Here is a 21,527-nt window from a genome sequence, read left to right as displayed (position 1 = left end):
CTGGCTACGGAGGGGTAGCAATACCGCGTGCGGCCCGCTGGCGCTGAAGCTGAACCCACAGCCGTTGCGCCACAATCAGCGGAAACAGCAGCAGGGCCGGCTCAGCGAAAAACCGCCACCGGAACCCCACAAAAAACACCAGACTCAGCAGCCAGGCCGCTAGCAGCGGGGCCAGCAGCAACGCATCAGATGCTGCGAAGCGCAGGCCGCGGTAGCCAATAACCGTCAGGAGCAGGGCCGCGAAGAAAGCCAGGTGCACCAAGGCCGTAAAGGGGCTCCAGGGCGTGCGCGGGGCGTCGGCCACGAAGTTCTCGGGCGAAAAAAACAGCAGCGTTTTCCGCCCCCACAGCTTTACTTCTTCCAGCAGATGAGTTGCGACCCACTGCCGGGCCAGGTGGGCGCGGGCTTGGCTTTCCTGGTACTGGTTCAGGGAGTCAAGGTTGGGAATGGCGGCGCGCACGTACTGGTCAAAAGGAGCGGTACGGTCGTTCCAGTCGAACATAAAGCGGCCCTGTGCCACGGGGTTGTGGCCCTGCAGCAGCTCGAAGCCGGCCTGGTTGCTGAGCGTGTAGGCCCCAAACTGCCGGTAATTTTTCAGCAGAATGGGCCCGTGCGCTACCCCCAGCGCCAGGGCTACCCCCAGGGCTAAGCCCCAGGCTGTTCGCCGCTGCCCCGCTGCCGGCCGCCGCATCATCAGCACCAGAAAAACCGCGAATACTGCTCCGTACACGGCCAGCAGGTACCCCCGCAGCAGGCACGAGAGCACCACGGCCCCAAGGATAATGGCGGCATCAGGCGGGAGCAGGCGGCGGCCACCGTGCAGGCGCAGGAGCTTGTACACCACCACAATCAGCAGGGGCAGGGCAATATTCTCGTACCACCAGAAAGCGCCCACGTAGTACACCACTCCCGGCGACACAGCCCAGAGCCCGGCCCCTGCCCAGGCCGCCCGGGGGGGTAGGCCGAAGTAGCGCAGGGTCCGCTGCACATACAGGCCGCCCACCAGGTAGCAACCGGCCGCCAGAGCATATACCAGCAGGGTAAAGTAGTGGCGGGGCAGCCCGGCCCGGCTCCAGCCCACGTACACAAACACCGGAAAGCTGGCGTGGAAGGAATCGGGGCGCAGCTGCTTGCGCTCGGGGTCGATGCTGACGTAGCCGCGGCCGGCCAGGTAGTTGTCGGCAATGCGGCCGTTGCGGCGCTCATCGTAGTTCCACTCCAGCCCTGGGTTCAGGCCCAGGTTGAGGGCCAGGCGCACCAGCAGCAGCAGGGCCGCCAGGGGCCAGATAAAGCGCGGAATGGAGCGTAGCACCACGGGCAGGGCGTGAGTTGGAAATGAATTGCCGAATTTAGCCGCGTTTTCCGCTTTTACGGCCTTTGTTCTTATGCCCTTGCCCGCTCCGCCCCGCCCCACTATCCCTGCCCGCCCCCGGGCCCGCTGGGTGGTGGGCCTGTTCTTCGGGTTGCTGGGGATGTTGGGGGTAGCTCTGCACCGCGACTACGGCGTGGGCTGGGACGAGCAGCTGGACCGGCTCAACGGCATCATTAACGCCAAGTACGTAGCCCTGAAGCTAGCGCCCGAGCTGGCCCGCCGCCAGCCTACCTTCGCCGAAATACCCGACATGAGCGAAAACCAGGACGTGGACCACGGGGTGTTTTTTCAGCTGCCCCTGGTGGTGCTGGAGAAGGTAATAGGCGCCGAAGACTCGCGGGACGTGTATTTCCTGCGCCACCTCACCATCTGGCTGACCTGTGTGGCCGGCACCTACGCCCTCTACCGGCTGGCGGCGCGCTACCTGGGCAGCTGGCGCTGGGGCCTGGTGGTAGCGGCGGCCCTGGTACTTTCCCCGCGCTTGTTTGCTGAGTCGTTCTACAATTACAAAGACCTGGTTTTTCTGGGGTTTTTCACGTTTGGCGTGGGTACCCTCACCCGGTGGCTCCGTCGGCCCACCTGGCCGAATGCCGCCCTGCACGCCCTGGCCGTAGGGGCCGCTATTGATGTGCGCACTATGGGCGTGCTGCTAATTGGCCTCACCGTAGGCTTCGCAGGGCTGGAAGGCTGGTTCCGGGTCGAAGTGCGGCGCCGGCTGGGCCTAACGCTGGCTCTGTTCTTCGGGCTGACCTGGGCCGTGGTGGTGGCGGGCTGGCCCTACCTCTGGGAAAACCCGGTGGGCAACTTTCTCTCCGCCTTTCTGAGCTTCAGCCGCTACCGCGCCCACATGCTTACGGTGTACTTCGGCCAGGAAATTTCGGTGCAGCGGCTGCCTTGGCACTACGCGCTGGTCTGGCTGCTGATTACTACCCCCCTACCCTATTCAGTCCTTTTTGCAACCGGTGTGGGGGCAGTGATTCGCCAGGCCCTGCGGCAGCCGCGGGCCTGGCTGGCTTCGGCCACGGGCCGCACCGACCTGCTCCTGCTGGCCTGGTTTTTCGGGCCGCTGGCTGCCATTGTGCTGCTGCACTCCGTAATTTATGACGGCTGGCGCCACCTGTACTTTATTTATCCGGCTTTCCTGCTGCTGGCGGCCCGGGGGCTGTTGGTGGCCGGGCGCTACGTGCGCAATACTTCCCGACTCGGGGTGCGCAGGCTCGGGTATGTCGGGGCAGGGTTGCTGCTGGTAGGCGTAGGTCACACGGCGCTACGCATGATCCTCGACCACCCCTATCAGAACATGTACTATAGCTTCCTGCCGGGCTCTATGGCCGGCAGGCTCTTTGAGCGCGACTACTGGGGCCTCTCGGGTCGGGAGGGGGTAGAGTGGATTCTTCGGCAGGACTCCGGCGCTACCGTGCCAGTAGCCACCGAGGCCGTTACCAGCCTTATGCTGCACAATGCCCAGCTGCTGCTGCCGCCGGCCGAGCGGGCCCGCCTGCGCATGGTACCTGTGGCCCAGGCCCGCTACTTCCTGACCACCTACCGCTGGCACCCCGAAGCCTACTCCGACTCCATCGGGCGGCTGGTATATTGCCGGCGCGTAAACGGAATAACCATTCTTTCCGTGTATCGCCGGCCCGGCCGCTGATACGCGCCCCGCCCCCGGCTGTGGCCCGCCCCGGCGCCTGAGTGCCGGAAGCCGTTTCTGAACACTGCATACTTCCTCTTAAATGCCTCTGCTTGAAGTTACTACCGCGCAGCACGTCCGTCAGTTCCTCGACCTGCCTTCGCGCCTCTACCAGGATCAGCCCAACTGGATTGCCCCCCTCGACCACGAGATAGAAGCTGTTTTCGACCCCAGGCGCAACCACAACTTCGCCCACGGCGAAGCCATCCGCTGGGTGCTGACCAACGAGGCCGGGGTAGTAATTGGGCGGGTGGCAGCTTTTATCAACCACGAGACGCCCCAGACCGACCCGACCCTGCCCGTGGGCGGCATGGGCTTTTTTGAGTGCATCAACGACCAAACCGCCGCCAATACCTTGTTCGAGGCCTGCCGGGCCTGGCTGGCCCAGCGCGGGCTGGCGGCCATGGACGGCCCCATCAACTTCGGGGAGCGGGACCGGTACTGGGGCCTGCTGACGGTGGGCTTCACGGAGCCGAACTACGGCATGTTCTACCACCTGCCGTACTACCAGCAACTCTTTGAAAACTACGGCTTTCAGGTGTATTTCAAGCAGTACACCTGTTACCGCGAGGTGGCCGCGCCTCTGCACGAGAGCTTCGGCAAGGCGGCCACCAAGTACGCCCAGCAGTACCCGGCATTCCGCTTTGAGCACGCTAGCAAGCGCGACGCCGAGAAGCTGGCCCGCGACTTTCACCATGTGTACAACCTGGCCTGGGCCAACCACAGCGGCGTCAACCCCATGCCCCTGGACAAGGCCCGCGACCTAGTGCGCGAAATGAAGCCCGTGGTGGACGAGCGGCTGCTCTGGTTTGCGTATCACAACGACGAGCCCATTGCCTTCTTCGTGAGCCTGCCCGAGCTCAACCAGATTTTCAAGCACGTAGGCCGCAACTTCAACCTGTGGGGCAAGCTGCGCTTCCTGTGGGAAAAGCGGAAATACGACCAGCGCCCCGATAAAAAGATGTTTGGCGTCATTTTCGGGGTAGTGCCCGCGTGGCAGGGCAAGGGCATTGAGTCGGCCCTGATGGTGCACGCCCGCGCCCAGTTTATGCGCGCCGGCTACACCGACATCGAAATGAACTGGATTGGCGACTTCAACCCCCGCATGCTGGCCGTTACGCGCTCCATCGGGGCCCGCATCCTGAAAACCCACGTCACGTACCGCTACCTCTTCGACCGCACCCGTCCCTTCGAGCGCAGCCCCATCATTCGGTGAGCGAGTTGTCATGGCGAGAGCAGCGAAGCCATCCTTCCTGACCACCACCTTACCCCCTTAGCATGTGACAAGCCCTTACTTCCGGCGTGGAGGTAAGGGCTTGTCAGTTTATCAGGCTGGTCACACAGAAAGGAAAGATGGCGTCGTGCTGCTCGCCATGATACTTCACTCATGCACTATCTGAACTCCTCATCCAGCCGTAGCACCTGCGGGATAAGCAGATGCTGGTCGTCGTTGTGAACGACGTAGTCGGCACGCCGTAGTTTTTCCTCCTCGCTCATTTGCTTGCCGATGATGTTCTGGATGTCGTCGGCGGTGCGGTGCGGGTCGCGGAGCAGCACCCGCGCCTGCCGGATTTCCAGCGGCGCAAATACGGTTATCACGCGGTCCAGCTGCTGGTAGGCCCCCGACTCATAAAGCAGCGCGGCCTCCTTCAGAATATAGGGGTAGCCCTCGGCCTGCTGGGCCGCAGCCCACTGCGCAAAGTCGCGGCCGACATGGGGGTGCACCAGGGCGTTGAGGCGGGCTAGCTGGGCGGGGTCAGGGAAGGCCACCCGCGCCAGGTAAGTGCGGTTGAGCTGGCCCTGGGCGTCAAAGGTTTCGGGACCGAAAGCGGCTACCAGTTCATCTCGCAGGAGCACGTCGTGGGCCATAACCCATTTGGCACGGGCATCGGAGTCGTACACCGGTACGCCCAGCACCTGAAACAGCCGGCACACTACGCTCTTCCCCGAGCCGATTCCGCCCGTAATTCCAATTTTCAGCATCGTACGTTCAGGAGTGATGTTCTTGCGGGCGCTCTATTGCTTTTCCACCGCGTGTACCTGCACCCCACGCGTAAGCACCAGGTAGCCCCGGGCCCGGGCGGGTTTTTCGGCCAGGAAGGGCTGCAGGCTGGAATCCTGGTTGGTGAACTGGCCGTAGTGCAGCTGCACCCGCACCTGCTCCCGCCGGAAGCTGGCCGTGTCTTCGGGGAAAAACTGCAGCTGCACCCGCACCGTACTCGGCGAAAACTGGTATTGCTGGCCTTCGGGGGCATCCAGCAGCTCGGGCACTACCTCAACCGGCATCGTTACCACCGGGCGGCGCAGCAGGCGCACCCGCACATCCTGCACGTTGGTTTGCACCAGATCAGGCCCGCCAATGGGCACCCGAATGTCGCCGGTGGACGAGCCGGCCGGGGCTTGCGGCAAGTGCACGGGGTAGGGATTGGGCAGCTGATTCACCTTGCTGGCCGGCCCCCGAAATTCTACGCTGGCCGGCTCGAAACGGGCATCATAGGGCAGGGCCGCGCCATCGGCGGCCGGGCTCAGCCCCAGGGGCAGCCGCCGGCTGATACGCCGGTCCAGCTCCACCCAAAGCGTATCGGAAAGCAGGTAGTTGAACTGCAGCCCTTCCATGGCCTGCTGCAGGGCCGGCCGGATGGCGCGGGCCGTCAGGTAGCGGGTTGCGGCCGGGGTGCTTAGGGTTAGCTCGGCGGGCTTCACATCCAGCATCAGCTGGCGCCGCAGCAGCTTCCAGCCGCGGCCGGTTACGTTTACGGGCACTTCCCGGGGTAGGGGCTGCAGCGGAATAAACCGGCTTTCATCGTAGCGCCACGCCAGGGGGTAAGTAATGCGGGTGGTATAGGTTTTATTGAGGGCGTTGAGCAGCCAGAAGGTGCTGGCCACCAGGAAGCAGGCCGTAACGGCGCGCCAATAGCTGCGCTCCTGCCCGAAAAACGGGGTCACAAACCAGCGCAGCACACGGTCAGGACGCACAGACGACACAAGGCAAACGGGTAAGGTGAGAAAACAAGCATCCCGAAGCCCCGCTTCCGAACGCCCGGCCGGCCCTACCGGCCCGACAAGGTACTACCCTCATCGTTGAGACGTACGCGAAAAGCGCGGCTTCGGGATATTTCCGGGCCGGGGTGCGGCCTAAGCGGCCGGGGCCGGTGCTGGCGCGGAGTTTTTGCCGGCTACTTCGCGGGCAATGGCTGAGCGGTCGAAGCGCAGACGCACGCCCTTGTCCACTTCCACGGTTACGGTTTCCTCGCTCACGTCCACCACCTTGCCGTGCAGGCCCCCGATGGTTACCACATTAGCCCCCTTGGCCAGCGAGGCCCGGAATTTTTTGGCCTCCGCCGAACGGCGCTGCTGGGGCCGGATCATGAAGAAATACATAACCACTACCATGGCCACCAAGGGCAGGTAGGAAAGCAGGCCGCCGGTGGTAGTGGCCGGGGCAGCCTGGAGCAGAAGCGTAGCAAACATAGGAGTTGGTGTGCTGAGAAAGGTAGAAAAGAAAAAAGTAGAAGGCTGAAGCCCCACTAGCGTATACCAGCCTGAGCCTCAACCTTCTAACCTCTTACTTGCTCAAGTAAGTTAGCGCGTCGGGCCGTTCTGGCCGTCGGAGAGAATGTTGGTTTTGATAACCACCTTCGTGATGCTGGGCTGGGTGTTGGCCTGAATGGCTACCTCCTTGTTCTGGATGCCCGACTTGCCGTGGGAGTCAAACTGCACGTCGATGGTGCCTTTTCCGCCCGGAGCAATGGGTTCCTTGGTCCAGTTGGGGGTAGTGCAGCCGCAGGAAGCCGTAGCGTTTTCAATCAGCAGCGGCGACTTGCCGGTGTTGGTGAACTCGAAGGTGTGTTTTACCACGTCGCCGGGCTTAATGTCGCCGAAGTCGTGCTCCGATACGGCGAAAGTCATTACCGGCGCGTTAGGGTTCGGGGCTTCGGTTTCGTTGGCTACGTTGGGGTTGTCCACTACCGGGGCAGCCGTGGCGTCGTTGGCGTTGGCAGCGGCGGCGTTCATGCCCTCGGCACCAACCTCGGTCTTGTTATTGTTGCAAGCGCCCAGCAGCAGCGCGCCGGAGAGCAGGAAAGCTGAAAACAGATTGCGTTTCATGATAATCGAAAAAAGGCGCTGAATTGTGTGCGTCAGGCGCTTACTGAAAAAAGAAGTTTACTACCCGTGAAAGTACGGCATAATTCATTGCCGGTGAGTAGCTCAGGCTGTCATCCCGGCTGAGGATAGGCGCTCAGGCTCCTACCCCCACCCAGGATGAAAACCCATAATTACTTGTTCAGGTTCTCGATGATAGCCTGCGCGAACTCGCTGGTAGAAGCCGAGCCGCCCAGGTCACCAGTGCACTTCGACTTGTCCTTGAGGGTAGCCTCCAGGGCCCGCTCAATGTTGTTGGCGTGCTCGTGCTCCCCAATGTGGTGCAGCATCATCAGGGCCGAGCGCAGCAGAGCCGTGGGGTTAGCCTTGCCCTGGCCGGCAATATCGGGAGCCGAACCGTGCACTGCCTCGAAAATCGCCATTTCGTCGCCGATGTTAGCACCGGCTACTACCCCCAGGCCACCTACCAAACCCGCGCACAGGTCCGACAGGATGTCGCCGAACAGGTTGGTGGTCACAATCACATCGAACTGCTCGGGCTTGCCGACCAGCTGCATGCACATGTTGTCGATGATCTTGTCTTCGTACTGAATCTGCGGATACTCACGGGCAGCTTCCTGAGCGGCATCCAGCATAATCTTGCCGGGCACTTTCAGGATGTTGGCTTTGTGGGCCAGCGTTACTTTTTTGCGGCCGTGCTTGGCAGCGTAAGCAAACGCCGCGCGGCAGATTTTGCGCGCCCCGGCCACCGTCACGCGGGCAATAGAGTCGCCGATGCCGTTGTGCTCATCCCACACTTCCAGGCCGGCGTACAGGCCTTCGGTGTTTTCGCGGAACAGCACCAGGTCGATGCCTTCGTAGCGCGTTTGGATGCCCTCGGTGGTCTTGGAGGGGCGCACGTTCTGGTAGAGGTCGTACTTCTGGCGCAGCGTTACGTTGATGCTGCGGAAGCCCTTGCCTACCGGGGTAGTAATGGGGCCTTTCAGGGCTACCTTGTTTTTTTCCAGCGACGTGAGCAGGGCCTGGGGCAGCAGCTCACCCGATTGGTCGAAGGTCGTCTGGCCCGCGTTCTGCTCCTCCCATTGCACCGGCACCTGCGCCGCCGCGAAAATATCGGTTACTGCTTTCGTGATTTCGGGGCCAATGCCGTCGCCGGGGATGAGAGTGATGAGATGCATTCTATTGAGTTGGGGTTAATGGGGCAAATGGGGGGTAGGCGCGGGCCCGAAGGCGGCCTTGTTGCTTCTGTAAGCAGCGGTAGTTTCCGGGCTAATTGATGAGAGGCGGAAAACCGTGGCTTACCAGCCGCAAAGGTACCCACGATTGGCGGGTAGTAAAAATGATAATGTGCTGACGCGCTGGCGGCAGTTTCCTGTCCATCAGCACATCAGCACATTAGCGCGTCAGCATGGTTGCTTAAATCGTTTTCCGGGAGTTGATCTGGTTGATAAGTTGATCAACATCGCCGAGCAGCTGTTCGGCCTTGCTCTTGGCGTCCTGAATCACGCGCTGGCCTTCGCTCTTGGCCGAGCTGGGGCCCTGGTCGGCGCGGCTGGTCACCAGGTTCTCGGTCAGGTCGGCCAGAGTTTCACGGTATTTCTCCAGCTGATAGCTCAGCCAGCTGCGGGTTTCGCGGCCTTTTTCAGGTGCGTACAGAAGTCCGATAACGGCCCCGGTGAGGGCGCCGCCGGCGAAGCAGAGGATGCCGGTGGTGGTTTTGCTACTCATGATGCAGAGAAATGAGTACGAGGGTGGAAAGAAGGTAGGGAGTCAGGATAACTACGTAGAATGGCGGCGCAGGATATAGAAAATTCAGAATGTATCTGCCTTCTCCCACTTCCTGCGCCAGCCAGCTCTACTGGTTATCCAGCAGCCCGCGGCCTGACTTGCGGATGGCACCGCTAGCCGTCAGATCCTGCGCCAATTTATCCAGAATCCCGTTCACAAACTGCTTGCTCTTGGGCGTGCTGTACATCTTGCTGATTTCGATGTACTCGTTGATGGTCACTTTCACCGGAATAGCCCGGAAAAGGTGCATTTCGCAGAGGGCCATTTTCAGCAGAATCTTGTCGGTGAGGGCTACGCGCTCCACGTCCCAGTTCTGCACCGATTCAGCAATCAGCTTCTCGTACTTCTCGTCGTCGGCCAGGGTCTGCTTGTACAGGCTTTCGGCAAACTCCTTGTCTTCCTGCCAGTTGGCGGAAAGCGACATTAGGACCAGGTTTTCATCGGCCGCCTCGTCGAGCATCTTGACGGTCTTCACCACCAGATTTTTCACGATGGCGCGGTTTTCCTCCCAGTTCAGGTCGTCTTCCTCAATGTAGGCCGGTAGGCTTTCGCCCTTGAACACGTAGGTTTTATAGATGTGCTTCAGGATTTCCTGGTCCTCCTGGTAGTTGCCGGCCGGGGCCGCCAGGTAGCTGAGTAGCTCCGGGTCCTGCTTCATTTCGTTGCGCCAAGCGTTGCGCAGGGCATCCAGCTCGTCCTCGCCGTGCCACTTCAGGGAGCGCCGAATGGTGAGGTCCTGCAGCTGAATGTTGTTGATGAGCTTCTCGATAACCGGGTTTTCCTGCAGGCGCGTGGCGTCCAGCAAAGGCTCCTTGGCCGCGGTAAAGCGGCGCGAGTCGCGCACCTTTTCCTCCTCAATTACCTGCAGCAGCGCCTCGGGGATGTTGAGCAGGTGAATGTACTGATCGTGAATGCTCTCGGCGGCGTGTACCATCTGTCCGCCGTAGAAGGAAGCATCTTTGGCCACCGCCTGCTGGTAGTATTTGATGGCGTCGCGCACGGCATCATTCACGTCCGCGTCGTCGGTTTTTTCCGGCTCCTCGGCGGTTTTGTGCCACTCTTTAAAAATGACCTCGGCCATTTTGCGCTGGCCTTGCAGTTGCTTGCGGTCCTGGGGCTCGGGCGAGTTCAAATCGGGCGCGAAAGCCTCCGCAATCTGGTCAATAGCCAATAAAAAATCGGACCCTACGGCCTGATGGTAGGCGTACAGGGCCTGCATGACCTTGATGCGAAGCGTGCGACGGTTGAGCATGGGGTTGAGTTGTCAGTTGCCAGTTGCCGGTAACCAGTGTCGTTGAGGAGAAAACTCACCAAACAGACAACTGATAACCGGCAACTGGCAACTCAATTAATATGTTGATTTAACCTTGCCGATGGCGGCGATGCGCTCCTCAGCCTGGCGGGTAGCAGCGGCCTGGGGGTGGCTGCCTTCCTGCTCGGCTTTATTGAGCACCTGGGTGGTAATGTCGTAGATGCGCTCGGTCTGGGTCATTACCGACTGGCGGTTGCCGCCCTGTACCTCGGAGCACACGTTGATGAGGCCACCGGCGTTGATGAGGAAGTCGGGGGCGTAGATGATGCCGCGCTCCACCAGAGCCGGACCATGCACGTTCTCATCGGCCAGCTGGTTGTTAGCGCAACCGGCTACTACCTGGCACTTCAGGCGACGCAGGGTGTCATCGTTCAGGGTAGCACCCAGCGCGCACGGCGAGTAGATATCTACATCCTGGTCGTAGATTTCGTTCAGGCCCACGGCCTTTGCCCCGAAACGAGCGGCTGCCTCCAAGGCACGGTCTTCGTAATAGTCGGTCAGAACCAGTTGAGCACCTTCTTTCTGTAAGTATTCCAGTAGGTAAGTGCCCACGTGGCCTACCCCCTGCACGGCAATGCGCTTGCCGGCCAGAGAGTCGGAGCCGAAAGCTTTCTTGGCGGCGGCTTTCATGCCCATGTAGGTGCCGTAGGCCGTTACCGGCGACGGGTCGCCGCTACCCCCCATGCTCTCGGGAAGGCCCGAAACGTGCTTGGTTTCCATCCGAATGTACTCCATGTCCTTGGTGGTCATGTTTACATCTTCGGCCGTGATGTACTTGCCGTTGAGGTTCTGCACGAAGCGGCCGAACTTGCGCAGCAGGGCCTCCGTCTTCATGGTTTTGGCGTCGCCGATGATGACGGCTTTGCCTCCACCCAGGTTCAGGCCCGAAATAGCCGCTTTGTAGGTCATGCCGCGCGAAAGACGCAGCACATCGTTCAGGGCTTCGGCCTCCGTGGTGTAGTGCCACATCCGGGTGCCACCCAGCGCCGGGCCCAGCACCGTGTTGTGGATACCGATAATGGCCCGCAGGCCCGTTTCGTGGTCATGGCAGAAAACTACCTGCTCATGCTGATACTCGGCAATCTGCCCAAAGACCGACGATTCGGTCAACACGTTCGTTTCTACCATACCAAGAAGGGAGGTGAAGGGGTGGGGGTGGTTAGTGTACCTTTGCGGCAGCGTCTTCGGGTAATAGGCGCCTCACTGCTTCGTTAAACGCGTGACAACGCCCAGTGGCTATTTCCCGTCGTTCAATGATCCGTGCAGCTTAACTGCCTTGCTGAAGGCTCCCACAATGCGGGTGCAAAAGTACTCCGATTTTCCGACTTCAACCAGCCAAGAACCATCTTTCCCCTGAGTTTAGAGGTTTGGAACCGAACGGCTTAGCTCTACTGCCAGTGCTACCCCGAAACCCTTTCGCAGTGTTTTAACTTTCTAATTGCCAAACTGCTACTCTTTCGTGCCCGCTATTGCAAATCTGACGAGCGACACGGGCTTTGCTGCCTGGTTCGTTTACTTTGGCAGGGGTAGCAGAACCCCTACCCCACCAGCAACGGTCAGACGTTTCTATCCGTCTTTGTACCTCTAACTTTCCCCTCGTGCGCGCCCTCTCCGCTACCAATAAGTACCTGATTCGCTACAAGTGGCACTTCCTCGGGGGGGTGCTGTTTGTGGCCCTGAGCACCCTGCTGGCCATTTTCCCGGCCCAGATTGTGCGCTACGCCTTCGATCTGGTCAGTGAAGGCATCGACCTCTACCACCTCTACGCGGGTACTCAGGCTCAGAGCGGGGTGTACGAGCTGTTCGGGCGCAACGTGCTGCTCTACGGCATTCTGATTCTGGTGATGGCCCTGCTGCGCGGTATCTTCCTATTCTTCATGCGCCAGACGCTCATCGTGATGAGCCGGCACGTGGAAAACGACCAGAAAAACGAAATCTACCAGCATTACCAGTCGCTGCCGCTGAGCTTCTACCGCCGCCACAGCACCGGCGACCTGATGTCGCGGATATCGGAGGACGTCGGGCGGGTACGTATGTACATCGGGCCGGCGCTGATGTACTTCATGCAGCTCGTGATTCTGTTCGTGCTCATCGTGCCGCTTATGTTCATGGTGAACGTGAAGCTGACGATTTACACCCTGCTGCCCCTGCCCATCCTGAGCGTGAGCATCTTCTACGTCAACAACCTGATTGAGAAGAAGTCCGATGAGATTCAACGCTCCCTGGCTTCCATGACCACCTTCGTGCAGGAGGCTTTTTCGGGCATTCGGGTACTGAAGTCGTTTGTGCGGGAAGAAGATTCGCACCGGCAGTTTGCGGAGGCTTCGGAACACTACAAGGAGAAGTCCTTGAGCCTGAACTTCGTCAACTCCCTGTTTTTCCCCCTGATTCTGTTTCTGGTTGGTTTGAGCACCATTGTTACCGTATGGCTGGGCGGGCAGGAGGTTATCCGGGGCACCATCACCACGGGCAGCATTGCCGAGTTTCTCATCTACGTGAACCTGCTTACCTGGCCCGTAACGGCCCTGGGCTGGACCAGTTCTCTGGTGCAGCGGGCTGAGGCCTCCCAAGCTCGCATCAACGAGTTTCTGCACCAGCAGACGGATATTGTGTCGCGCCAGAACCTGGAGCTGGACATCAAGGGCGACATTGTGTTTGACCACGTTACCTTCACTTACCCCGACACCGGCATCCAGGCCCTCCGCAACGTATCGTTTCGCATCCGGCCCGGCCAGACGCTGGCGGTTATCGGCAACACCGGCGCCGGCAAAAGCACCGTGGCGGCCCTGCTCTCCCGCCTCTACGATGTCACCAGCGGTAGCATCCTGATTGATGGCGTTGATGTGCGCGACCTTTCCCTACGAGCCCTGCGCGGCCAAATCGGCTACGTGCCCCAAGATGTATTTCTGTTCTCCGACTCCATCCGCAACAACATCAACTTCGGCCTCGATGAGCCCAACGAGGACAAGATGCTGCAGGCCGCCAAGGACGCTAACGTGTATGAAAACATCCTGCGCTTCCCGGAGGGCTTCGACACCAAGGTAGGCGAGCGGGGCATCACGCTGTCGGGCGGCCAGAAGCAGCGCGTGAGCATTGCCCGGGCCCTCGTAAAAGAGCCCAAGATTCTGATTCTCGATGATGCATTATCAGCGGTGGACACCAACACCGAAAACGCCATCCTGGGCGCCCTGCAGCGCATCATGCACAACCGCACCAGCCTCATCATCTCGCACCGCGTGAGCAGCGTGAAGCTGGCCGATGAAATCCTGGTACTCGACGATGGCCAGATCGTGCAGCACGGCACCCACGAAGACCTGATGCGCGACGAGCAGGGCCTTTACCGCGCCCTCTATGAGCGGCAGCTGCAGAGCGAAGAAGCGTAGTGCTGTCATCAGCCCAAAAAAGAAGGCCTACTCCATTTAAGCGGGGTAGGCCTTCTTTTTTATTTGTGCAACTGGTAAGCGGCTCCTGATATCGGGGGTTTTACCTTACTGCCCAAGCACCACCCGCTTCATACCGCGCCGCTCCCCGGAGGTGCACTGCACGATGTAGGAGCCGGCCGGCAAATTGCTCACATCCAGCACGGCCGCGGCATCGCCCGAAATCAGGTCCCGAGTGATGACCGGGCGGCCATCGGTGCCGTTTACTTCTACCCGGGTAGGCCCCGTAGCATTCGTCCGGACGGTGAGGCGCTTGGTCAGCGGGTTGGCTTCGGCCCGCACCTTCAGCGCATCGGTGTTAGGGGTGGGGTCAGCCATTTTATCGGTAATCAGGGCCGGGGGCGTGGCCGCTGAGGCCGTAGCACCGCCCTGGGCCCGTGCTGAGTGGCTGCCCAGCACAAACAAAGTCAAGAAGAAACCTAAGAAAGTAAACGTTTTCATACGCAGCCTTATGCAAAGAGTGTGAACGATACGGTCGTGGCAAAAGTAAGGATTATCCACCCCAAAACGGGGTAGCTGAACCGGAGCAAGAAACGCGCCAGGCATTTTTTTCTGTTATTCCGCCTTTCGCCTACCTCACCTAACTTACACAAAGATAACACACTACTCCGGCAGAAACTACGCACTGAGGCCCGCTTGTTGGCACCTCGCAAGAAAAAGGTGACGCTAAACTTGCGTAGTAGCATACCAAGTGCTTACATTTGTGCCATAATTCTATCGGGGTGTAGCGTAGCCTGGTATCGCGCCAGCATGGGGTGCTGGAGGTCGTAGGTTCGAATCCTGCCACTCCGACGGAACAGTTTACTGTCCGGGAAAGCCGCTGAACTTAGGTTCGGCGGCTTTTTTAGGCGGCAAGCTGAAATACAGAATACCTCGTATATGCTCAGGCTAGCATATATTTTCGGGGTGTAGCGCAGCCCGGTAGCGCGCTACGTTCGGGACGTAGAGGCCGTAGGTTCGAATCCTGCCACCCCGACTCTGGTATTCTCTCTTACAAAAAAGCCCGCTGAGCTCTGGTTCAGCGGGCTTTTTTGCGTTTGCGGGCCACTGTAACCTGCTATCTACCCAATGAACTTACCTAGAAGTTAGGGACTTAGCCCGGCGCACTGGCAGACCGTGGTGGGCAAATGCCAGCTCAACTGTACTTTCGCGCCATCATTTCTTTACCACCCCTTATCATGAAGAAAATACTCTGTGGAATTGCTCTGTTAGGAGCCTCAACCACTGCTCAAGCTCAGATTTCCGCGGGCACTACTTTGTTCTCCGGCTCTATTGGCTACTCCAGCCAGAAAACGGAAGAGTCCTCTACCTTCCCTAACAGCGTAAACCGGGGCTCGAAAAACGAACAGTTTGACTTCAGCCCCTCTGTTGGCTACTTCCTGGCTGATAACCTGGCGTTGGGAGTAAGCGCCGGAGCCACCCTTACCCGACAGCGGACAGATGATTACCGTACCCCTAACGGCAATTACTACGTGATGGGCATCGACCGCAAAACCCGTGTGCTTACCGGGGGCGTATTCGCCCGCTACTACACGTTTGTGGGCGACAAAGTAGCCTTGTACGGGCAACTGGGTGGCGGCTATCAGAACGTATACTACTCGGGCTATCAGAATGGCCTGAACTATAACTACAGCAACCGTCAGCAGGGCTTCTACGCCAACCTGACGCCTGGCATCGTTTTCTTTCCCATCGATAAGCTGGGCTTGGAACTAACGCTGCGCGGCGCCAGCTACACCCGCCTAACCGATAAGGATGAGAATGGCCGCTACGAAGTCCGCAGCACCAATAGCAACTTTGATTTCGGATTTGGCCTGAGCGACTTGCGCCTCGGGGCTTCCTTCTACCTGGGTCGCTAACAAGCCCGGCCCTTACGCAAACCGCCCCTGCAGAAACAGTTTCTGCAGGGGCGGTTTGCGTAAGGGCCGGGCTTGTTACTTTACCACGGCCAGCACCTCAGGCTCGCCTTTGTCGGGGAAGCGCTCCAGGTACACATTCTGCAGGGTGAGCTTATTGGCCGCGGCGTACTCCTTGATGCCGGTATAGAGCTTATCGGGGGCCAGTAGGTAGCTGGCATCAATGCGGGCGTGTACTACCTTCTGCCCGGCCGCGAAGGCGCGGTAGCGGTAGTTGGCCGGGAGCTGCTGCGAAACAGTATCGGCCACTACGATGCCCACGAACACCTTGGCCGCGTCGCGGGAGCTTTCCGGACTGTTGTAGAAGATGTTGCCGAAGTCGCCGCGGATCTTGCCGTCTTTGCGAAGCTGGTAAGCCTCGCGGGTCAGGTCGCCGAAGGCTTCATCGTTGGCAGGTCCTTCGTAGTAACGGCCAGCCAGGAAATAAGGGGTTTCTGTAGTTTCCTGCGTAATCGTAGGTGCTTTCAGGCCGCCCATCTTCCAATAAGCCACCGAAAAACCGATAACGAGTAGTAAAGCCAGCGCCAGAAAAATCTTATTCATGCAGTTAAAGAAATGCAGTGAGGGTACGTGTTGCCACAAAGGTAACGAGCAGGAAACGCCTACCCCCTCTTCCCTACGACAACACGTCTTTGTACTGCATTTGGTATAGGTTGGCGTAGAAGCCCTGGTGGCGCAGCAGCTCCTCGTGCGTGCCGGCCTCCTTGATTTCGCCTTTGTCGAGCACAATGATTTGATCGGCCTTCTGAATGGTGCTCAGGCGGTGGGCAATGACCAGGGAAGTTCGGCCCTGCATCAGCTTCTCAATGGCCTGCTGAATCAGCTCTTCGGTTTCGGAGTCAACAGAAGAGGTGGCCTCATCCAGGATAATAATGCGCGGCTGGTACACCATGGCCCGCACGAAGCTGATGAGCTGGCGCTGCCCTACCGACAGCGTAGCCCCACGCTCCATCACTTGGTAGTCGAGGGCGCCGGGCAGCCGCTCAATAAAGCGCCGGGCCCCTACCAGGTCGGCTGCTTCCCAGATCTGGGCATCGGTAATATCGGTTTTGCCCAGCGTGATGTTGTCACGGATGGTGCCGGCAAACAGGAACACATCCTGCAGCACTACCCCAATGTGGCGGCGTAAGTCCTTGAGGTCGTACTCGCGCAGGTCGTGGCCGTCAATGCGAATGGTGCCCTTGTTGATTTCGTAAAAGCGGCTCAGCAAGTTGATAATGCTGGTTTTGCCGGCGCCGGTGGCTCCCACAAACGCATACGTCTGCCCTGCTTTGATGGAGAAGTTGACGTCGCGCAGTACCCACTCCTCGTCGTTGTAGGCAAACCATACGTGCTCAAAGTCCACGTCGCCGCGCAGGTTGGCGGGGGTATAGGTACCGTTATCAGCAATCAGCTCTTTGCTGTCCAGCAGTTTCAGCAGGCGCTCCGTGCTTACCAGTCCCAGCTGCAGGGTGTTAAACCGGTCGGCAATTTGCCGGATGGGCCGGAAGAACAGGGCATTGTACATGATGAAGGCAATCAGGGCCCCCTTCGAAATAGTGCCTTCAATCTGCCCCTGGGCCGCATACCACACCAGCAGCCCTACCCCCGCCGCAGCCAGTACCTCGGCCACCGGAAAGTAGATGCTGTAGTACAGCACCGAGCGGATATTGGCGCGGGTGTGCTCCTGGTTGATGGCCTTGAACTTGCGCAGCTCCCGCTCTTCGTTGTTGAAGATCTGCACCACGTTCATGCCCGTCAGGTGCTCCTGCACAAAGGAATTCAGATTGGCTACGGCCGTGCGCACCTCCTGAAACGACTTTTTCACCTTCTCCTTGAACACGTACGTGCTGAACAGCAAGGGCGGAATCACGGACAGGCTGACCAGCGTCAGGCGCCAGTCAATGTAGAACATAAACGACACGATGAACACCAGCTGCAGAATGTCGCCAATCATGGCCGCCAGCCCCTCGCTGAACACATCCGACAGGGTTTCCACGTCGGAGATGTTGCGGGTTACCAGTACGCCGATCGGGGTCTTGTCGAAGAACTTCAGGCGCAGATCCAGAATGTGCTTGTAGAGGTCCACCCGAATGTCGCGGACGATGTACTGGCCCAGCCAGCCGCCAAAGTACGTCTGGAGGTAGCTCACAATGGCGTGGGCCACCAGCAGCACCAGCAGCAGCCCGAACATGCGGTTTAGCCCCGCCCAGTCGCCCTGCTCAATGGTCACGTCCACCATGCGCTGAATCAAGAAGGGGCGCAGGGTGCCCAGCACGGCCGTGGCCACCGTCAGAAAAATCAGAAAATAGAAAATGCGCTGATAGGGCCGCACGTAGGCCACCAGCCGCCGCAGCACCTGCCAGTCGAAGATGTTGCCGCTTTTTGTGGCCGTAGTAGCTTGCTCCATGAATGGGGGTAGCGTTGATAATAGAACGAAGTAACAGACAAAGGGGCTGATTGTGAGGCTGCGCAGGCAGCCCAGACCCAGCTCCAAGTCCTCTACCCTTCCTACACGCGTGAGAAGTACGGTAAACCGGTTGGCAGCGCTACGTTTTGCAGCAGCTCGGCCGGATATTCTACCCGGCACAGAAAAAGCCCGTTGGCCAAAGCCGCTCCGCTGGCATGCACCCGGTTTAGGCTACGAAATATTTCGCCGAATTCCTGGGGGCTCAGCTTGCCCCGCCCCACGGTCAGCAGCGTGCCTACTATCAAGCGCACCATCCCGCGTACAAACCGGTTGGCCCGAATCCGGAACACCAACCCGCCGGGCACTTCATGCCAGCCGGCCTCATAGCACGTGCAGAGGTAGTGTTTCTCGCTCCCCTTCACTTTGGAAAAGCTGGTGAAGTCGTGTGTTCCCAGCAGCATAGCGGCCGCCTCGTTCATGGCTGCCACATCCGGCGCTCGGTCTAGGTACAGGCTGAAATTCGGCGCAAAAGGATCGGGCGTGAGGCGCACATGATACTCGTAGGTGCGGGCCGTGGCATCGAAGCGGGCATGGGCCTTGTCCGGCACCGGGTGCAGCACCTGCGCCCGAATGTCGCGGGGCAGCGCCCGGTTCAGGCGGTATAGCAGGGTGGGCAGGTCCAGACCCTCTGGCACGTCCGCATCAAAATGAGCTACTTGGTGGCTGGCATGCACCCCCGAGTCGGTGCGGCCACTGCCCAGCGAATACACCGGCTGGCGCAGAACCTGCGAAAGACACCGGTCCAGCTCTTGCTGAACCGTAAGCGCACGAGGTTGAATTTGCCACCCGTGGTACTGGGTGCCATCGTAGGCCAGATGAAGAAAGTAGCGCACGTTTTGCGGGATGGTAAAGAAAGCAAAGTAAATAGCGTCTATGGCACCAATGGCACGACAACTGTCCGTCTTCTGTTCTTACATGTCGTCCTCGGGTTACCACGCGTACAACAAAGAACCCGGTGGTGGTTCGCCCTCAACGATGCCCCAATGTGCATCCGAACACCCCACTATTGACAGGCGCCACGGCCTGCAGTCGGCCGAAACCGGAATGAACTATAGCCGGGCGCCACACGCACCGCGGCGAAACGACCTGTATTCTTCCGGAAATATTCTTGATGCCGTTTACTGGTGCTCTCTCCAGCGAAATAGCGAGGTTGAGGTACCAGGCATCGTCGTAATCTAGTTAGAAAACAAGCCGCATCGGTCGGCCTCCAGAGGAGGTTACGAATACATGCTGCGGGCTCTCCCACATAGCTCGGTCGTTTGCATACCAGACGGAGTCGCCACAATCGTTGTAGTAAGCAAGGCAGGTAGCATGCGCAGTAAGGCCAGGGCAATTCATGGCCTAAATACACCCTGGCACCGCTTCGCTTATACTTTTTCGTAAATAACAGCCGCGCCTTGGCCTACCCCCACGCACATGGTAGCCAGCCCGTAGCGCACGTTGTCACGCCGTTGCATCTCATGCAGCAGCGTAGCCGTGATGCGCGAGCCGCTCGCGCCCAGGGGGTGACCAATGGCAATAGAGCCGCCGTTCACGTTCACTTTGCTGGGGTCCAGATCCAAGTCGCGAATACAGGCAATGCTTTGCGCGGCGAATGCCTCATTCAGCTCAATCAGGTCCATATCGTTGAGGGTGAGCCCGGCCCGCTGCAATACTTTTTGCGTTGCTGGTACTGGTCCCAAGCCCATATAAGCCGGGTCCACACCCGCCACGGCCGAGGCTACTACCCGCGCCATAGGCTTCAAATTGTACCGCTGCAAGGCTTCTTCTCCTACTAACAGTACCGCCGCTGCCCCGTCGTTAATCCCAGCCGAATTACCTGCCGTAACCGTTCCATCAACTTGGAACGCGGGCTTCAGGGTCGCTAGCTTTTCTAGGCTCGAAAGCCGTGGGGGTTCGTCTTGGTCAAATAGTGCCGTATCACCTTTCGGCTGCGGAATAAAGACGGGCGCAATTTCTCGTCGGAAGCGCCCTTTCTCGAAAGCACGCTGGTATTTACGCTGCGAGTCAAAAGCAAACTGGTCCTGCTCCTCGCGGCTGATGCTATAACGGCGAGCAACATTTTCCGCTGTTTCCCCCATGGCATAGGGGTGGTGCATCTTCGCCAATTTGGGATTTACAAACCGCCAGCCCAACGTCGTGTCATGCGCCGTGAAGTCGCGCGCAAATGCCGTTGATGACTTGGCCATTACGAAAGGGGCCCGCGTCATGCTTTCGGCGCCACCAGCCAAATACACCTCCCCTTCTCCGGCTCTAATCGCCCGGGCTGCATCCATGATGCTCTGCAACCCGGAAGCGCACAAACGGTTCAGCGTAACTCCAGGAACGGTAAGGGGCAGCCCGGCTAGCAAAGCCGCCATGCGGGCCACATTCCGATTATCTTCGCCAGCCTGATTGGCAGCGCCAACCAGCACATCTTCAATGGCGCTCTTATCAAGAGAAGGGTTACGACGGATTAGCTCCCGTAGAACGTGAGCCGCCATGTCGTCGGGACGGACGCTACTCAGGGCTCCGCCAAATTTACCAATCGGGGTGCGGACGGCGTCCACAATGTATGCAGTGGGCATTGCGTGTAATGCGATTATTCCGGTTGTAGTTGGCTACTTTTGCCAGTCGTCTAGACCATTAGCTTGTAAGCCGAACCATCAAAACACAAAGATGATACAAAGAATCCAAAGCGTATTCCTTCTGCTGCTCGCCCTTGCGATGCTCAGCGTTTTGTTTCTGCCTATTTGGAGCAAAACCGACCCTGTCAGCCAGCAAACACTGGTCATGACCGCCACCAAACTGAGCTATACTAGTCCTGCGCCGAATAGCCCCCGGCCAACAAGCACGTGGCCGATTGCCGCACTAGCGGCTGCTTCAGCGGCTATAGCCCTACTAGAGATTTCCCAGTACCGCAACCGCTTTACTCAGCTCAAGCTAGGTGCTCTTAACCTGCTGTTGATCATCAGCACACTAGGCGCCGGGTTTTACTACTCTAGCATCGGTGAACGAATGCTCAACGTTAAAATGCTTGGCCATTTCGAAGCAGGATATTATTTGCCAACCCTTGCTCTACTACTCAACCTTCTGGCCAGCCGATTCATTCGCCGGGATGAGCAGTTAGTTCGGAGCATGGACCGCCTGCGCTAGCTTCCGATAAGGCAACAAAAAACCCTCTCTAATATTAGAGAGGGTTTTTTGTTGCCTTATCGGAAGCTAGCATTCTCGTCGTATTCAGTTCGCCTTTATATGTCTTGAACAGGTTGTTATAAACAATATAACTGCAACACTTGCGTAGGACACTACTGTAACCAGCCACATATCTATTATCTCTATACTAACTTTAACCAGCTAGTGGTTGGGAGGCGTACCAGCGCGGGGGGGGGTTGAGCGGCAGTTGCTCCCAACACTCAGGGCCAAGCTAGGCACTCCTGGCCCGGTCGGGCGGGGGGCAGGGGCGGTGTGGGGGGTTGG

General features: G+C 59.0%; 19 protein-coding genes and 2 tRNA genes. 7 read left to right on the top strand and 14 right to left on the bottom strand.

Features of this window, described 5'->3' with window-relative positions; translation table 11 throughout:
- Nucleotides 1-4 precede the first annotated feature (4 nt).
- Nucleotides 5-1,315 (bottom strand): hypothetical protein, encoded by a 1,311-nt coding sequence (locus tag GGU46_RS18825; protein ID WP_183405116.1) that lies wholly within the window; start codon nt 1,313-1,315, stop codon nt 5-7.
- Between the two features lie 70 nt (nt 1,316-1,385).
- Between GGU46_RS18825 and GGU46_RS18820 the strand changes: the two genes are divergently transcribed.
- Together GGU46_RS18820 and GGU46_RS18815 are read left to right on the top strand one after the other, a co-directional pair.
- Nucleotides 1,386-3,023: a hypothetical protein gene (locus tag GGU46_RS18820; RefSeq protein ID WP_183405115.1), complete on the top strand. Its 1,638-nt coding sequence runs from the start codon at nt 1,386-1,388 to the stop codon at nt 3,021-3,023.
- 82 nt (nt 3,024-3,105) lie between these two features.
- Nucleotides 3,106-4,278 carry a GNAT family N-acetyltransferase gene (locus tag GGU46_RS18815; RefSeq protein WP_183405114.1) on the top strand — a complete coding sequence of 391 codons (1,173 nt, stop codon included), beginning with the start codon at nt 3,106-3,108 and terminating at the stop codon, nt 4,276-4,278.
- Nucleotides 4,279-4,454: 176 nt separating this feature from the next.
- Here the strand turns inward: GGU46_RS18815 and coaE are convergent, their stop codons facing one another.
- The 8 genes from coaE to GGU46_RS18775 form a co-directional block, all read right to left on the bottom strand.
- Complete coding sequence (coaE, locus tag GGU46_RS18810; RefSeq protein WP_183405113.1) at nt 4,455-5,045, bottom strand: dephospho-CoA kinase; 591 nt, start codon at nt 5,043-5,045, stop codon at nt 4,455-4,457.
- Nucleotides 5,046-5,078: 33 nt separating this feature from the next.
- The gene (locus GGU46_RS18805; protein WP_183405112.1) at nt 5,079-6,038 is read right to left on the bottom strand and encodes a YbbR-like domain-containing protein; all 960 of its coding nucleotides are present in this window, start codon (nt 6,036-6,038) and stop codon (nt 5,079-5,081) included.
- A 159-nt stretch (nt 6,039-6,197) separates the two neighbouring features.
- Nucleotides 6,198-6,533 carry a preprotein translocase subunit YajC gene (yajC, locus tag GGU46_RS18800; protein WP_183405111.1) on the bottom strand — a complete coding sequence of 112 codons (336 nt, stop codon included), beginning with the start codon at nt 6,531-6,533 and terminating at the stop codon, nt 6,198-6,200.
- Nucleotides 6,534-6,644: 111 nt separating this feature from the next.
- On the bottom strand, nt 6,645-7,169 hold the full coding sequence (locus tag GGU46_RS18795) for a DUF1573 domain-containing protein (RefSeq protein WP_183405110.1): 525 nt from the start codon (nt 7,167-7,169) through the stop codon (nt 6,645-6,647).
- Between the two features lie 170 nt (nt 7,170-7,339).
- A complete protein-coding gene (locus tag GGU46_RS18790; RefSeq protein WP_183405109.1) occupies nt 7,340-8,344 on the bottom strand; it encodes an isocitrate/isopropylmalate dehydrogenase family protein in 1,005 nt (334 codons plus the stop codon).
- A gap of 238 nt (nt 8,345-8,582) precedes the next feature.
- The gene (locus GGU46_RS18785) at nt 8,583-8,894 is read right to left on the bottom strand and encodes a YtxH domain-containing protein (RefSeq protein WP_139925007.1); all 312 of its coding nucleotides are present in this window, start codon (nt 8,892-8,894) and stop codon (nt 8,583-8,585) included.
- Nucleotides 8,895-9,021: 127 nt separating this feature from the next.
- Nucleotides 9,022-10,206 (bottom strand): transcription antitermination factor NusB, encoded by a 1,185-nt coding sequence (gene nusB, locus GGU46_RS18780; protein WP_183405108.1) that lies wholly within the window; start codon nt 10,204-10,206, stop codon nt 9,022-9,024.
- Nucleotides 10,207-10,302: 96 nt separating this feature from the next.
- A complete protein-coding gene (locus GGU46_RS18775) occupies nt 10,303-11,394 on the bottom strand; it encodes a Glu/Leu/Phe/Val dehydrogenase (RefSeq protein WP_183405107.1) in 1,092 nt (363 codons plus the stop codon).
- Between the two features lie 470 nt (nt 11,395-11,864).
- Here GGU46_RS18775 and GGU46_RS18770 point away from each other — a divergent pair, with 470 nt between their 5' ends.
- The gene (locus GGU46_RS18770) at nt 11,865-13,649 is read left to right on the top strand and encodes an ABC transporter ATP-binding protein (protein ID WP_183405106.1); all 1,785 of its coding nucleotides are present in this window, start codon (nt 11,865-11,867) and stop codon (nt 13,647-13,649) included.
- Nucleotides 13,650-13,754: 105 nt separating this feature from the next.
- Here the strand turns inward: GGU46_RS18770 and GGU46_RS18765 are convergent, their stop codons facing one another.
- A complete protein-coding gene (locus GGU46_RS18765; protein ID WP_183405105.1) occupies nt 13,755-14,147 on the bottom strand; it encodes a T9SS type A sorting domain-containing protein in 393 nt (130 codons plus the stop codon).
- Nucleotides 14,148-14,424: 277 nt separating this feature from the next.
- On the opposite strand from GGU46_RS18765, the gene GGU46_RS18760 reads away from it, so the two are divergent.
- The 3 genes from GGU46_RS18760 (at nt 14,425) to GGU46_RS18750 (ending at nt 15,562) form a co-directional block, all read left to right on the top strand.
- Nucleotides 14,425-14,498, top strand: a tRNA-Pro gene (locus GGU46_RS18760).
- A gap of 110 nt (nt 14,499-14,608) precedes the next feature.
- A tRNA-Pro gene (locus GGU46_RS18755) sits at nt 14,609-14,682 on the top strand.
- Between the two features lie 202 nt (nt 14,683-14,884).
- Nucleotides 14,885-15,562, top strand: a complete 678-nt coding sequence (locus GGU46_RS18750; protein ID WP_183405104.1) for an outer membrane beta-barrel protein — start codon at nt 14,885-14,887, stop codon at nt 15,560-15,562.
- Nucleotides 15,563-15,637: 75 nt separating this feature from the next.
- Here the strand turns inward: GGU46_RS18750 and GGU46_RS18745 are convergent, their stop codons facing one another.
- The 4 genes from GGU46_RS18745 to GGU46_RS18730 all read right to left on the bottom strand — a co-directional run bounded on the left by GGU46_RS18745 (nt 15,638) and on the right by GGU46_RS18730 (nt 20,635).
- Complete coding sequence (locus GGU46_RS18745) at nt 15,638-16,162, bottom strand: hypothetical protein (RefSeq protein WP_139925013.1); 525 nt, start codon at nt 16,160-16,162, stop codon at nt 15,638-15,640.
- Nucleotides 16,163-16,235: 73 nt separating this feature from the next.
- Nucleotides 16,236-18,008 carry an ABC transporter ATP-binding protein gene (locus tag GGU46_RS18740; RefSeq protein ID WP_183405103.1) on the bottom strand — a complete coding sequence of 591 codons (1,773 nt, stop codon included), beginning with the start codon at nt 18,006-18,008 and terminating at the stop codon, nt 16,236-16,238.
- Between the two features lie 101 nt (nt 18,009-18,109).
- Nucleotides 18,110-18,901, bottom strand: coding sequence for a tRNA pseudouridine(38-40) synthase TruA (gene truA / locus GGU46_RS18735; RefSeq protein ID WP_183405102.1), 792 nt, complete (start codon nt 18,899-18,901; stop codon nt 18,110-18,112).
- Between the two features lie 534 nt (nt 18,902-19,435).
- Nucleotides 19,436-20,635 (bottom strand): thiolase family protein, encoded by a 1,200-nt coding sequence (locus tag GGU46_RS18730; protein WP_183405101.1) that lies wholly within the window; start codon nt 20,633-20,635, stop codon nt 19,436-19,438.
- Nucleotides 20,636-20,726: 91 nt separating this feature from the next.
- On the opposite strand from GGU46_RS18730, the gene GGU46_RS18725 reads away from it, so the two are divergent.
- Entirely contained in the window at nt 20,727-21,203 is a 477-nt protein-coding gene (locus GGU46_RS18725; protein ID WP_183405100.1) for a DUF4293 family protein, read from the top strand.
- Nucleotides 21,204-21,527 lie beyond the last annotated feature (324 nt).

Source organism: Hymenobacter latericoloratus (genome assembly GCF_014199535.1).
GTDB lineage: Bacteria > Bacteroidota > Bacteroidia > Cytophagales > Hymenobacteraceae > Hymenobacter > Hymenobacter latericoloratus.
This window is presented reverse-complemented; position numbering and strand designations above follow the sequence as displayed.

Coding starts and splice junctions, on each gene's coding strand:
- coaE (WP_183405113.1), bottom strand. CDS start 5,045: ATGCTGAAAATTGGAATTACGGGCGGAATCGGCTCGGGGAAGAGCGTA.
- GGU46_RS18725 (WP_183405100.1), top strand. CDS start 20,727: ATGATACAAAGAATCCAAAGCGTATTCCTTCTGCTGCTCGCCCTTGCG.
- yajC (WP_183405111.1), bottom strand. CDS start 6,533: ATGTTTGCTACGCTTCTGCTCCAGGCTGCCCCGGCCACTACCACCGGC.
- GGU46_RS18795 (WP_183405110.1), bottom strand. CDS start 7,169: ATGAAACGCAATCTGTTTTCAGCTTTCCTGCTCTCCGGCGCGCTGCTG.
- GGU46_RS18785 (WP_139925007.1), bottom strand. CDS start 8,894: ATGAGTAGCAAAACCACCACCGGCATCCTCTGCTTCGCCGGCGGCGCC.
- GGU46_RS18750 (WP_183405104.1), top strand. CDS start 14,885: ATGAAGAAAATACTCTGTGGAATTGCTCTGTTAGGAGCCTCAACCACT.
- nusB (WP_183405108.1), bottom strand. CDS start 10,206: ATGCTCAACCGTCGCACGCTTCGCATCAAGGTCATGCAGGCCCTGTAC.
- GGU46_RS18820 (WP_183405115.1), top strand. CDS start 1,386: ATGCCCTTGCCCGCTCCGCCCCGCCCCACTATCCCTGCCCGCCCCCGG.
- GGU46_RS18765 (WP_183405105.1), bottom strand. CDS start 14,147: ATGAAAACGTTTACTTTCTTAGGTTTCTTCTTGACTTTGTTTGTGCTG.
- GGU46_RS18730 (WP_183405101.1), bottom strand. CDS start 20,635: ATGCCCACTGCATACATTGTGGACGCCGTCCGCACCCCGATTGGTAAA.
- GGU46_RS18790 (WP_183405109.1), bottom strand. CDS start 8,344: ATGCATCTCATCACTCTCATCCCCGGCGACGGCATTGGCCCCGAAATC.
- GGU46_RS18740 (WP_183405103.1), bottom strand. CDS start 18,008: ATGGAGCAAGCTACTACGGCCACAAAAAGCGGCAACATCTTCGACTGG.
- GGU46_RS18775 (WP_183405107.1), bottom strand. CDS start 11,394: ATGGTAGAAACGAACGTGTTGACCGAATCGTCGGTCTTTGGGCAGATT.
- GGU46_RS18815 (WP_183405114.1), top strand. CDS start 3,106: ATGCCTCTGCTTGAAGTTACTACCGCGCAGCACGTCCGTCAGTTCCTC.
- GGU46_RS18745 (WP_139925013.1), bottom strand. CDS start 16,162: ATGAATAAGATTTTTCTGGCGCTGGCTTTACTACTCGTTATCGGTTTT.